The organism is Flavobacteriales bacterium (genome assembly GCA_020435415.1).
In the GTDB taxonomy this organism is placed as follows: Bacteria; Bacteroidota; Bacteroidia; order JACJYZ01; family JACJYZ01; genus JACJYZ01.
Genome location: JAGQZQ010000092.1, coordinates 1 through 13296, shown reverse-complemented (window position 1 = coordinate 13296; position 13296 = coordinate 1). Strand labels below are relative to the sequence as shown.

10 protein-coding genes are annotated in these 13296 nt (G+C 47.2%); 3 read left to right on the top strand and 7 right to left on the bottom strand.

What is annotated here, in order from left to right; genetic code table 11:
* The coding region (locus KDD36_12585; protein ID MCB0397488.1) for a hypothetical protein at window positions 1–266 on the top strand (266 nt) is incomplete at its 5' end.
* A gap of 14 nt (window positions 267–280) precedes the next feature.
* Here the strand turns inward: KDD36_12585 and KDD36_12580 are convergent.
* The 4 genes from KDD36_12580 to KDD36_12565 all read right to left on the bottom strand — a co-directional run bounded on the left by KDD36_12580 (window position 281) and on the right by KDD36_12565 (window position 3590).
* Window positions 281–484: a hypothetical protein gene (locus tag KDD36_12580; GenBank protein ID MCB0397487.1), complete on the bottom strand. Its 204-nt coding sequence runs from the start codon at window positions 482–484 to the stop codon at window positions 281–283.
* Between the two features lie 5 nt (window positions 485–489).
* Window positions 490–1425 (bottom strand): hypothetical protein, encoded by a 936-nt coding sequence (locus tag KDD36_12575; GenBank protein ID MCB0397486.1) that lies wholly within the window; start codon window positions 1423–1425, stop codon window positions 490–492.
* 343 nt (window positions 1426–1768) lie between these two features.
* Window positions 1769–2302 (bottom strand): hypothetical protein, encoded by a 534-nt coding sequence (locus KDD36_12570; protein ID MCB0397485.1) that lies wholly within the window; start codon window positions 2300–2302, stop codon window positions 1769–1771.
* Complete coding sequence (locus KDD36_12565) at window positions 2262–3590, bottom strand: hypothetical protein (protein MCB0397484.1); 1329 nt, start codon at window positions 3588–3590, stop codon at window positions 2262–2264. The genes KDD36_12570 and KDD36_12565 overlap by 41 nt, the downstream gene beginning before the upstream one ends.
* Before the next feature lie 516 nt (window positions 3591–4106).
* On the opposite strand from KDD36_12565, the gene KDD36_12560 reads away from it, so the two are divergent.
* Window positions 4107–4883: a GLPGLI family protein gene (locus KDD36_12560; GenBank protein MCB0397483.1), complete on the top strand. Its 777-nt coding sequence runs from the start codon at window positions 4107–4109 to the stop codon at window positions 4881–4883.
* A 19-nt stretch (window positions 4884–4902) separates the two neighbouring features.
* Complete coding sequence (locus tag KDD36_12555; protein MCB0397482.1) at window positions 4903–7671, top strand: outer membrane beta-barrel protein; 2769 nt, start codon at window positions 4903–4905, stop codon at window positions 7669–7671.
* Between the two features lie 286 nt (window positions 7672–7957).
* Here the strand turns inward: KDD36_12555 and KDD36_12550 are convergent, their stop codons facing one another.
* The 3 genes from KDD36_12550 to KDD36_12540 form a co-directional block, all read right to left on the bottom strand.
* Window positions 7958–8491, bottom strand: coding sequence for a GNAT family N-acetyltransferase (locus KDD36_12550; GenBank protein MCB0397481.1), 534 nt, complete (start codon window positions 8489–8491; stop codon window positions 7958–7960).
* A 996-nt stretch (window positions 8492–9487) separates the two neighbouring features.
* A complete protein-coding gene (locus tag KDD36_12545) occupies window positions 9488–10246 on the bottom strand; it encodes a response regulator transcription factor (GenBank protein MCB0397480.1) in 759 nt (252 codons plus the stop codon).
* A 640-nt stretch (window positions 10247–10886) separates the two neighbouring features.
* On the bottom strand, window positions 10887–13296 hold a 2410-nt coding region (locus KDD36_12540; GenBank protein ID MCB0397479.1), incomplete at its 5' end, for a histidine kinase.

Here is a 13296-nt window from a genome sequence, read left to right as displayed (position 1 = left end):
CGGTCTTTTGTAGCGAAACGTTTATCGCGCGCTCCAACTGCCTGCGCGCTTTACGCTTTTACCCGCCCCAGCTTCAGCGAAGACGGGTCATGCTGACAAACTGTTTGCTTGCTTTATATGGCAGCTTTGGAAAAGGCGGGGTAACTGCTCCAATCACGGCTAGATTGCAGGTGTTCGGTCCTTGTCGCTGCGGGTTTCTTCGTTCGTTTTTCCTTGAGCTTGTTTTGCAGAAGCCCGGGTTTGTGGGCATGTATATCGGTTACTAATACTTATCTGTTTTCTATTTACCCATGTCCTTGTAACCTGATTCTAACCCTAGCGACTTTAATATTGGACCAATAGATGGTTCTGTGAGATCAACTTTTTTAAGAATTGTTACGACCAAGTGCACATCCTTTGCTGCAACGGCTTTATCAAAGTCCTCTATCAGGCCACTTACATAAAGTCTCTCATTAACGGTCATACCAGCATATTGATCATCCATAATATTCATGGTTTTAAGACTGAAAAGTCGGTTAATGTTACATTCTTAGGATCTATAATGTATTCAGGGAGTCCCCCGACATTTCCATCCAAAGGAAGAGCCGGTCTGGTCTGGATAATATTTGTTGGCTTAACCTGCCCTGTTACCATAAATTCCGCAGAATTTGTTGCCCCGCTTGCTCCACCAGAGGGCAAACCTGCAACATTCCTAAAATTAGGAATAGATGTTGGATTTGTTGGAGTCCAAGAAAAACCTTCGGCTCTGGCATCCGCTCCAAAAACCCGAAAAACTGTTTGAGTTGTGCTTTCACTGACTTCACTCATAACAGCAGCCCCCTCAGCTCCCTTTGTAAGCGCACCCACTCCTTTACTCACCAGTATCATCTCTCCAACAAATGCAGCTGCCTCTCCCACAACCATACCCTGTTCAAAGGCCGTTCCATTCTCCATTATATTAATCTTCTCTGTCGCTGCCATTCCCATGGAAACAGCAAATTGGCTATATTTTTCCGGGTTAAGCAATGGATTAGCCAACGCCGACATATTATCCAATGTTTCTATCGGGTGAGCTACCATATTTCCTATACCCTCAACACTATTCTCAACATGTTTGCCAACACCCATAGCAAATCCTGCAGTTGCTGCAACTGGACCATCCGGGTTTGTAGCAACTTCAGCGGTTAACCATGGTAAAAAGTCCAACTCTCTTCCTTCTAGTTCTGTTCCCAGTCCCAGTTTATTTTCCTGGAACGCATACACCGAGTTATACACATACTTCTCCGCCAGCGGGTCCACTCCGAAGAACCTGGCGATGGACGGGTCATGGTTCCGCCATTTGAAACCATACCAGTTCAACCCGAAGTCATCCTGTAGCTCCTGACCCTGGAATTTGAACTTATGCTCCGGACCTACCTGTTGCGTCTGCATCCCGGCAATCGTCATCCCAAAAGGATAGTAATGGCTCTCCTGGATGATCTCATCATTGGTGATGGCATGATCATCATTCAGATCGGAATATCCTACCCTGGTATTGCCTAAGTGATCCTGGTGGTAGTATTCATAACGGTACGCTCTGCCGGGAATGGCGTCCGGTACCACCCTGCCCTTCCCCGTGAAGAAAAATTCCAACCCGTCTTCATTGTATACAAAGGAACCACTGTAATCCTTTTGGGATAGGATAAAGTCATGTCAAAGAACATGTGATAAACCTGAACAAATCACGGATTACGAGTCCGCACAAATTTGGATTTACATTTAAGTTTTATTCCTCAGACATGAGCTTTCACTATTTCCATTCCAAGGTATTAAACACCCGTTTTTTTCGCTCAACTTTTACGCCTCTCAATCCTCTTAATGCCTTTTCAATCTTGGGTGTAAGCAAACAGGTGATGATCAGTTCCTCTCCTGATGTTAAGTACACCCTAGCATAATGATACGCCTCTATACCCAGAAAGTGCAGGTTACTCCCCCGATATAAAGCTGGCGACATATATACCTTTATCTTCTCAATATCACTTACCTTAAACACAGTGCTTTCTCCGTTCTTAAAACGCACCAGCTCATCAAAATGAACTTCATATTCTTCTCCTTTGTTCTTTAACCAATATTCGATGTGCAGGTAGAGCGTTATAACAACATCAATCCCATACCATATTCCAAAGGCTAGCAGTGCATAAGGATCAAACTGTAAGAAAATTAAAACTATCATCGATAACAAAAAACCTATTATCAATGATAGTAAGGCGTTAATATTATTTCTGAGACTAAACCTCAGCCTGCTATCTTCCCGGATACCATCCATTTTTAACGGCTCTTTCAAAATTCCACATTTGATATTGTACCTCATTATATAAAGGAACAAGCATGTTATCGTAGATATACTCAGATGCTGAAAATATTCCGCCTACCGCAGCACCTGCTGCTGCTCCCGGAGGGCCTCCCACCGTTACGCCTACACCAATTGATACGCCTAAACCTGTGGTTCTGTAAGCATACCTACCCAAACCTATTTCACCCGTGGCAAATGATCTTGTATCTAAATAAAAGCCTAAGCCTGCTCCGACGTTTCCTGCACGTCCTAATGCTTTCGAAGCTACACCCAATCCCCTGTACGTGGGAAAAAACCTTGTTGAAGTATTAATACGCTGATGAATATTTAATCCTTGTCGGTATTCTAAAAGACTAACCTGTGCAAAGCCCAATCCACCCGATACATATCCAGCTCCCTGTCCAATATTTCTCGCAAAACCCAGATTATCATTTCCTCCACTTTGCACTCCCTCAACACCTGACTGTACTGTGCCCTCACCAAGATCTGCCCATTCTCCGTTGTTAAATTGCCATTTGCCCTGATTGTTTTCTACAATAGCTCCGTCTTCGTACGTATTCTTTGCCTCTTCTCCCTGCGGACATGTGGGACATTCCCCTTCCGAGTTATAATAAAATGTTTTGTTTTCATTCTCTCCGGTATTATTCCAAGCTTCTTCAACCATCTCCTCGGTTGTCTTCTCTGGAGCTAATCCTAAAGGATCAATATACAATATAGGGTCGTTATAAGAATAATTATACGGTGACTGGTCAGCCATCATTTCCCCCAACGGATCCACGCACCCCCATCTTCCGATCCCTGCATCATACATTCTCGCTCCGTAGTCACTCCAGTTCAGATCAAAGTCATCAATGAATTCTTTACCGTTGTACAGGTAGGGGTAATACGGTGGAATGAGGTTCACATTCATCACCTCCACCTTGTAGTCATCAAAGTAGGCCTTTCGTCCGGAGGTGGTTGCACCCGAGATGTAGACTTCCGCATAACCGCTGTCAGGGGCCATGAAGTTCAGCTCGATGAGTTCGTGTTCCCGGTCGCCTCCGCCAAGGCTATGGCGCCCGAGGTCATCCCTTGATTTCCTGGTGATCGCCTTTCTGCCTTCGGCCAACATGTTGCTGTCCTTGTCGTACAGTTTGTAGTGCAGGTAAGCCACGGCGTTTTCTTCATCATCTCTCTCCTTGCCGATCTTCGGGATGGCAATGCGTGCCGGAAGGATGTCAGGGATCACTTTCGCCGGGGTGTATTCCGTGGCAAGGATCTTGATCGGTTTGGCAATCATGATCGGTACGATCACATGCTCATCCTTGTCGTCGGTTTCATTGATCTCATCAAAGTATTTGCTGTAAGCATACGGTACGGCAACTACAAACAACAAACCAGAAACCACAAACTATTTGGTGATTTGATGAGGTGGTGACGTGATGATGTAAAATGTGACAATGTGATAATGGCGTGATCCCGCAGGGCACGGTATGCATACGGTACGGCAACCTTAAACTATTTGGTGATGTATGATGTGGTGATGTGATAATTTGACAATGTGATGATGTGATAATGGCGTGATCCCGCAGGCCGCTGTATGCATAAGGTACGGCAACCTTAAACCTTAAACCTTAAACCACAAACTAGAAACCTTAAACCGTTTAAACCCTAAACCCCTTTCCGCATCTAACTCCCGGCCGATTGACAATACCTTCTTATTTGATTAACAATTTTTATGAGCACCTTCATGGCTTGCACAGAAACCCGTCCTATCTTCGCGGCACGGCATTGCATTCATCTCAAATCCATCATCATGAGTTCCAAGTACCTTTTTCTCATCATTGCCCTGTTTCCATTGGTCGGAATGGCACAACAAAACGAAGGGCATATCATCTATAAAGAAACCCTGGACTTTGATGCGGAAGGCCGCGCCAAACGCATCCGCGAACGCATGGGTGATGTGGAAGGCGCCGACGCCATCATCGAACGTATGAAGGAAATGGCCAAATCAAGCAAGATCATGTACTTCACCTCCACCGAATCCATGTATAATGACTATGTGGATCCTTCCGAACCCAAAGGACTGGACGGCGCCAGCGGAGCAACCGGAGGCAGGATGTTCATGAAGCCGAAAATGGATGTCTACGAAAATATCGCCGAAGGAACCGCCGTCAACCAGCAGGACTTCATGGGCAAACTCTTCCTCATCCACCAGGATATGAAATCCATGAAATGGAAGATGACCGCAGAGTCCGATACCATCGCCGGTTACCTCTGTCACAAAGCCACCACCATGAAAGACACCCTGCACGTGGAAGCATGGTTCACCAGCGCCATCCCGGTTTCCGGTGGACCGGTCGGCTTCGGACAACTCCCCGGCATGATCCTGAAACTGGATGTGGAAGGCAAGGTAACCGTGGAAGCACAGGAGGTGGTTTTCGGAAAAGTGGAAGATGGCAAGATCACCGTTCCTACCAAAGGCAAGGAAGTGACCGAGGCAGAATTCCGGGAGATTGTCCAGGAGAAAATGAAAGAGATGAGGGAAATGTACGGCGGCCAGCGGGGCGGCATGCGCATGATGACTCACTGATCTTTACAAACAGACATTTATGAAAAGGTTTCTGTTTCTCCTCTGCATCACATTCATCGCACTGGCATCACCTTCCCATGGCCAGTCCAAAACGGATGTGACCGGCCACGTCGTCGACACCGCCGCCCTACCCCTTCCCTCCAGCACCGTCGTAATCATGGCGCCGGAAGATTCCACCCTGTTGAAATTCACCATCACCGACGACCAGGGTATGTTTACCCTCAAAGGCGTAGATGCCGGAAAGTACATCCTGCAGATTTCCTTCATGGGATTCAAAAGCATTTCCAAAAACATAGAGGTAGATGCCTCCCAATCCACCTATGACCTGGGTGCTCTCATCCTGAAAGAAGACCGCGTTACCCTCGGTGCCACCACCATTGAAGGCACACGCATACCCATACTCTTCAAAGGAGATACGGTAGAATACAACGCACAATCCTTCAAACCCAAGGCCAACGATGCGGTCGAGAAACTGCTGGAGAAAATGCCCGGGGTGGAGGTGGATGAGGACGGCACCGTGAAGGCCCAGGGAGAGGAAGTAAAAAAAGTGCTGGTCGACGGCAAGGAATTCTTCGGTGATGACCCGAAGCTGGCCACCAAGAACCTGCCCGCCGACGCCATCGAAAAAGTACAGGTGTACGACAAAAAATCAGATGTGGCCGAATTCACCGGGGTGGATGACGGCGACCGCCAGAAGGTGATCAACCTGATCCTGAAGGAAGGCCGGAAGAAAGGATATTTCGGAAGTGTCATGGGAGGAGGAGGAACCAACGAACGTTATGAAGGCACCTTCAATGTGAACCGCTTCTCCAAGAAAACTCAGATGTCCGTGATCGGCATGGCCAACAATACCAACCAGCAGGGATTTTCCACACGTGACTACATCAACTTCATGGGCGGACTCGGCAACCTGATGCGCGGCGGAGGCGGACGCGCCTTCAGACGTTCAGCGGATATCCCCATCGGCCAGGGTGTTGGCACCGGCTTCACAAACACAGGTGCGGTGGGCATAAACCTGTTCAATAAATTCGGGATCAAAACGGATGTGAACGTCAGCTATTTTTTTAACGGGATCCGCAACATCTCCGATCAGGCCACCGACCGCGAAAGCTTCGCCAACGGAGAAAATTATTTCACGGAAGACTCCACTTCTTCCAACCAGCAAAGCGCCAACCACCGCATCTCCTTCCGCCTTAAACACGACATCGATTCTTCCGCCGACGTGGTGGTCAAAGGTGGTGTGAAGTACAACGACGGCACCTCGACGTCTGATGGCCAAACGCTGAACACCACCCCCCTGGGACTTCCCATCAGCAATTCCGATGTCAACAACCGCAACCACGGCACCGGACTCAACGCCGACATCAACCTGACCCATCGCAAAAAATTAAAGAAAGACGGACGGACCATCGTCACCGACCTGACCTATTCTGTGACCGACAACGACAGCCGCGGCAACATGCTCAGCACAAACGGTTTCTTTATTGACAGCTTGCAGTTCTGGACCTATCAGGACATCTGGCAGCTTCAGAAAAGCATCACCAACCGACATACCTACGGAGGAAAAATTCTCTATACCGAACCGCTCGGCAACAAGCGCTACCTGCAGTTCACCGCAGAGCACAACCGCAAAACGGATGAGAGCGTCAAGCATTTTTACGACCTGGACGATAATCCTACCTACCAGGAAATCCTGAATCCGCAACTAAGCAACGAATTCAGCAGCGACTACTTTTACAACCGCATCGGAAGTAATTTTATGCTGAACAGGAACCAGTATAATGTGACATTCGGACTGGAAGGACAGTACGCTTTCCTGCAGGGAGAAGTGCAAAATACCGGTGCCCGCGTAAGTAAAGAATTCAGGACCCTGCTCCCATCCATTGACATGCAATACCGTTACAACAATTCCAAAAGGCTTACGCTGAGATATGAAAGCAGTCTGAATGAACCTTCGGTGGACCAGCTCCAACCGGTCACCGACAACAGCAACCCACTGAATATCTACGTAGGCAATCCGAACCTGAGAGCGGAATACGCCCACTCCGTTTCACTCCGATATATGGCTTACAGTCAATTCAACTTCACCAGTTTCTTCGCCTACCTGCAGGCCACATACACCGGAAACAAGATCACCAACAGCGTAACGGTGGATGAACTGCTGCGACAAACCACACGACCCGTGAATGTAGACAATGACCTGAACGTTACAGGATATGTAACTTACAGTCACCCGCTGAAATTCATGAAAGCGAAAGCCAACCTGCGCAGCAACCTGATGTATGGCAAAAGCATCCAGTACATCAACGGTGATCAGGATAACCTGCAACGATTTGTAAACGCTTATACAGTTAGTCTGGAGAATCTGAAGAAAGGAAAGCTGAATACGGAAGCGGGCGTGCGGCTGTCCCAGAACCTGTCGTTCTATGAAGCCAACACCAACTTCAACCAGAACTTCCTGACCAGCCGGTACTTTGTTGACTTCGACGTTGACATCAAGAAGACCTGGACCTTCAACACCGACTTCTCCTTTACAGTTTACAGCGGTGAGGCTTTTGTCAGCAATCAGGTCCTACCCATCTGGAAAGCTTATGTCGCGAAAAGATTCCTGAAAGAAGACCGTGGTGAACTGAAGTTTGCCGTCATTGACATCCTGAACCGGAACAACGGCATCAGCCGCAACAGCGATGTGAACTACGTGGAAGAACAACGCATCCACACCCTGGGACGCTACGGAATGGTGAGCTTTACCTACAAGTTTCGCGCGTTGGGGAAGAAGAGTAGTTAGTAAAGAGTAGTTGGTAGTTAGTGCGTAAGCACCCGTTGCCATTGAATCATAACACTCATCACGAATGTTTCATGACTAACTACTATCTACTTAGGACTATCTACTTTCCTCGGGGTTAGGCGATTCGGGAACCTTCGCCCAACGCTCTGGTATTAACATTCCGGCAAACTCAACATGATTTCCGAAGCTAAGTGGTCAACACGTTAGTTGTTAGTAGAAAGTACGTAAGCACCCATTGCCACTGAATCATAACACTCATCACGAATGTTTTATAACTAACTACTATCTACTTAGGACTATCTACTTTCCTCAACGAATAAACAACATTCATCTCATCGTATTCATCCTTCTTGCCTTCCACAATGGTGAATCCATTTCTTTCCAATAACCTTCTGGAGCTTTCATTATCCGCATGGGTGTAAGCCTCGATCAGATCCAGGTTCTGTACATTAAACCCAAAAGCCAATACACTTTGCAAGGATTCATTCATGATACCTTTGCCATGGAATTCCGGACTTAAGTCATAGCCCACCTCGGCAGCCTTCCGGTCTTCCGAAAGATTCCAAAGACAGATACTCCCGATCATTTTATCGTTGTTCTTTTCTGTGATCACCCAGTACCAGGAAACCCGGTTGTTGATTCCGTCATCGATCTTTGCGATGAATTCAAGCGCCTTCTCCTTTGATTCCGCAGGCGGCCGGTTGACATATCGGTTGACTACCTCGTCGGATCGTAAATAGGAGATCATTTCCCAGTCTGATGGTTTCAGTCTTCTCAAGACAAGTCGTTCGGTTTCCAGTTCGGAAAAATGTGGTGTCATTCAGGTTGGTGTTGGGAAGGAGTAAGGTAGGGAATTTGGGATGATGCGGTGATGTGATGATGTGATGATGTGGTGATTTGGTGATGTAAAAATTTGAAAATGTGGCAATGTGATAATTTGAGAATGTGACAACCTGCCAGCCGACCCGTTAGCCATTACAGGGCAGGCTGGTTTGAAAATGGGCAACAGCTGGTAACCGCATGATACCAGACAATCATAAGTCAGATTCGAATGTCCCCCGAACCAGAAACCAGAAACTAATAACCAGAAACAATTTGGTGATAGCATGTTCCCACAGGACACTGTAAGCATACGGTACGGCAACCTTAAACTTTAAACCACAAACCAGAAACCTGAGCAAAAAAAAAGCACTGAAGTAAACTCCAGTGCCTTTTTTATGACGGGGATTTTTTCGAAACAACTTCACGGCCAGGCCGCATCTTTCCAAACCGCTCGATTGTTTCATCCCCCAAATTCCCCTCCTGGTTGATTAATACAATTATTAATTAAACAGGATTATAAAAAGAACGAATTACTCAATGATACGGCGATTCTGCACACACAACAATCGGAATTGAACGAGCGGAGGCCATGAAAAATTAAACGGAACCTTTTGGAGGATAAACGGCATCGAGCGCCGAAGCTTTAGCGAAGGCGGGCATGATGGTGATTGAAGATTTGGTGATTTGAAAATGTGGCGATTTGAAAATTTGAAAATGAGATTACCGTACAGCAACCTTAAACCTATTTGGTGATGTATGATATGCTGAGGTGGTGATGTAAAACTTGACAATGTGATAATTTGGTGATGGCGTGATCCCGCGGGCCACGGTAAGCATACGGTACGGTAACCTTAGACTATTTGGTGATGTATGATATGCTGAGGTGGTGATGTAAAACTTGACAATGTGATAATTTGGCAATGGCATGATCCTGCAGACTACTGTAAGCATACGGTACGGTAACCTTAAACTTTAAACCACAAACTAATAATTATTATTGAGAAATACGTTCTATGAATTCGGCTTTCTTGCGGCGGGAAACTTCCACCTCGGAGCCGTCGCTCATGACGACATATCCGCCCTCACCCTTGATATAACGGTTCACATGTTCCAGGTTGATCAGGTGTGAACGGTGAATCCGGACGAAGTTTTCATCTGACAACATCTCTTCGTAATCCCCCAGGGTCTTGGCCGCCAGGATGCGCTTGCCTCCTGTCATGATGATAAAGGTGTAGTTGCCATCGGATTCGCAACGGATGATATCAGACAATCCGACAAAAGTCATTCCATCCCCTTCCGGGATCACGATCTTTTTCATTTTTGATTCGTTGCCGAGATTGGCCAGAAGGGTATTGAACCGCTCATCGCTCACCGCATGTACTTTGCGTTGTGTACACCGGTCGATAGCCTCGGTAAGCTCATCCGCATCAATGGGCTTGAGAATATAATCCATGGCGCTGAACCGGATCGCTTTGATGGCATATTGGATATAGGCCGTTGTGAAGATCACGTCAAAGGATTTGGAATCCACCTTTTGCAACAGATCGAAACCGGTACCGTCATGCATCTCAATATCCAGGAACACCAGCTGTGGCTTCTTGGTCCGGATCAGCTCCAGTCCTTCGTTTACGCCGCCTGCAACCCCCACGATGTTCACATTGGGGCAATGCCTTTCAATCAGCTTTTGCAGTACGTCCGCACTCTTCTGCTCATCCTCAACAATGAGCGCTGTGGTTTGCTTCATCTCACTCATGTGCTAAAAGTAACGAATTCTTGCTGTTTGTTGGTATTTGAAAATGTGGTGACCTGCCAGCCGAAGCGCCAGCCATTGTGATAGCAGGCTGGTGTGACAATTTGAAAATGTGACAATTCACCAACCTGCCAGCCGACCCGTTAGCCATTGCAGGGCAGGCTGGTTTGAAAATGAACCGCAATTGGTAACTATAAGAGATCAGACAATCAGAGACCATGGTGCATAGGCTTTTCCAAAGTTTGAAACTTTGGAAAAGCTCTCCGAATAGTTACCGTACGGCAACCTTAAACCTTACACTTTAAACCTTTAACCTTCAAATGTCACCCAACCAGAAACCAGAAACCACCCACCTTCGCTAAAGCTACAGTGGGCAAAGAAAACCACAAACTATTTGGTGATGTGATGATTTGAGAATGTGGCAATGTGACAATTTGAAAATGAGCTTACTGTACGGCAACCTTAAACCTTCCTATGTCACCCTGAAAAACGAATGTCCCTGACTACAAACCACAAACTACAAACCACAAACTATTTGGTGATTTGGTGATGTGATGATTTAGTGATTTAGTGATTTACGTGAACGATATGCTTACCGTACGGCAACCTTAAACTTTAAACTACAAACCAGAAACCTATTTTCCTATGTCACCGGAATCTCAATCACCACCCTCGTGCCCGTTGCCTGGCCGTCTTCTTCCATGTCCGTAACCGCCACCGTGATATGCGTGGCCAACACCCGGTTGAAAATCTCCACCCGATCCCTTGAAAGGCTCATACCCATGGAGCGATGTTCTTTGCGGGATGAACCCAGCTTTAATTCCTGTGCCTTCTTCCGGCCGATGCCGTTGTCTATGATATGAATCTGAAGAACGTCCTCCTTCAGATCTATATTGATCTCAAGCTTGCCTCCACCACCTCTTGGAACCAGGCCATGGAGAATGGCATTCTCAATGAAGGGCTGGATCAGCATGGGTGGGATCTCGAAGTAATCCGTTTTGATCTCGGGCGATAAGGTGATGCAGTAGGTGAATTTATCCTCAAACCGCAACACTTCCAGCTCCAGATAGAGGTTAAGCGCATCCAGTTCCTCGGCCAGGGTCACCAGGCTCTTTTCCGAGTTGGACAGAATGCGTCTCATCAACCGTGCAAACTTATTCAGGTATTTACCTGCAGAGTCATCATGATGGTTGAGGACAAAATGCTGGATGGAATTCAGGGCATTGAAAATGAAGTGGGGGTTCAGTTGAGCCCTGAGCGCTTTCAGCTCCTGCGTGGCCACCTTGATCTCCTGCTCCGTCGCTTCGCGTTGTCGCTTTCGCTGGATGGTAATGCGGCGGCGGACAAAGGCGTATACCGCCAATATGGTCAAACCGCCTGATAACATGATGAACCACCACTTCTGCCAGAACGGTGTGTCTATTTCAAATTCGTAACGCGCAATCTGAGAGCTCCACACCCCTTCGTTGTTGGTACTTTGCACCATGAAGGTGTAGGTTCCGGGAGCCAGATTGGAATACCTTGCCTTTCTTTCCGTGGTCGGTGGTGACCATTTCTTCTCATACCCCCTGAGCATATACCGGTAACGGACCGCATCGGGATGTGTCAGACAGATGCCCTGAAAGTGAAAGGTGATGTTGTTCTGGTCGTAAGGCAGTTCGAGGTTATTTACAAGGAAGGTATCTTTATAAAAGAGTTGAAATCCGGTGATGTGCGGAAGGGTTTCTTCGGAGTTATACCTGCGTTCATCGCTGTCATAACGGATCAACCCGTTCACGGTCCCGAACCATATCTTCCCGTCTTTGTCTACCCAGGCGTCAGGGCCGTTGGACTCCACACCCAGAAAGCCATCTTCAAATCCATAATGCCTGATATCGATGGTGCCGTCCTTTTTCCACCTTTCCGCATCAAAGCGATTCAGGCCCTGGTTGGTACCGATCCATAAAAAGCGACCATCCAGGTCAAAAGTGATCATGTAGATGAGACCGGAACTTAATCCTTCGTGTGTCCCTATATTGGCGATCACCTTTTCATCTTTATAAATATATAAGCCGTCCAGTGATGCGAAGTAGAGGTAGCCCTCGTTATCTTCTTTTATGCTCAGGAACGCTTCCGTTTGCAGTTCCAGTTTTTTCCCCATGTCGGTGAATTCGTTTCCACTCATCCGGAACAATCCCCCCAGAAAAGTGCCGAACCACAGGTCGCCATTACGGTCTTCAAGAATACTCCAGACATCGTAATCCGGAGAGGCGGATTGAAGTCCCATGGGCTGGAACTTAGGTATACCAGCCACCACTTCACAGCGCGTAAAGCCGCGGTGGTTTCCCAGCCAGTACAATCCCGAATGGGTCTTATAAATGAATAGCACAGAATCACCGGCAAGCCCGTCAGCCACCGTATACAACCGATGGGTTTTGTTTACCGGATCATAGATCATCAATCCATGGTCCGTTCCCATCCAGATGTCACCGTTCTCCGCTTCGTGAACCGCCCAGGCATCGTATGACGGAATGGGTGGGGTGATGACCTTTCCCTTCTCCAGAAACTGCACACCTTCCTTGGTGGCAAACCACAACCTTCCGTTCCGGTCACGGACAGACTGAAACACAAAAGAATTCTTCAGCCCATCATCCTGATTATAGGTGATGAATTCTTCGGAACGGTACCTGAACATGCCTTCGTAACTTCCGATCCAGAGATTTCCCTCCCGGTCAGTATAGAGCTTTTGAATGAGCTGGGAATTCATGGATCTCTTAGGATAAAATCGCACCAGGTTATTTTCCTCATCGGTGCGGAAAAGGCCATCGGAAGTACCGATCCAGATTTTCCCCTTTTTGTCACCTTCAATTCCATGGATGATACGTCCCGGTTCATTCGGATCGGGCGTGATTTCCTGGAAGGTCTCCGCCTTCAGATCGGCATTGTCTAAATCAATTTCCGACACTACACGCCCATGACCAACCAGCAATTTGTTTGAAAGGGTATCCAGATAAAGAGCTGATACCGGGTCTGTGGAAATGGGAATTTCTTTGATCTCATCATCATTCAAGCGA

What these genes read in the sequence shown, in the direction of transcription:
- KDD36_12580 (MCB0397487.1), bottom strand. Translation starts at nt 484, where the DNA reads ATGGATGATCAATATGCTGGTATGACCGTTAATGAGAGACTTTATGTA.
- KDD36_12575 (MCB0397486.1), bottom strand. Translation starts at nt 1,425, where the DNA reads ATGACGATTGCCGGGATGCAGACGCAACAGGTAGGTCCGGAGCATAAG.
- KDD36_12565 (MCB0397484.1), bottom strand. Translation starts at nt 3,590, where the DNA reads ATGATTGCCAAACCGATCAAGATCCTTGCCACGGAATACACCCCGGCG.
- KDD36_12560 (MCB0397483.1), top strand. Translation starts at nt 4,107, where the DNA reads ATGAGTTCCAAGTACCTTTTTCTCATCATTGCCCTGTTTCCATTGGTC.
- KDD36_12555 (MCB0397482.1), top strand. Translation starts at nt 4,903, where the DNA reads ATGAAAAGGTTTCTGTTTCTCCTCTGCATCACATTCATCGCACTGGCA.
- KDD36_12550 (MCB0397481.1), bottom strand. Translation starts at nt 8,491, where the DNA reads ATGACACCACATTTTTCCGAACTGGAAACCGAACGACTTGTCTTGAGA.
- KDD36_12545 (MCB0397480.1), bottom strand. Translation starts at nt 10,246, where the DNA reads ATGAGTGAGATGAAGCAAACCACAGCGCTCATTGTTGAGGATGAGCAG.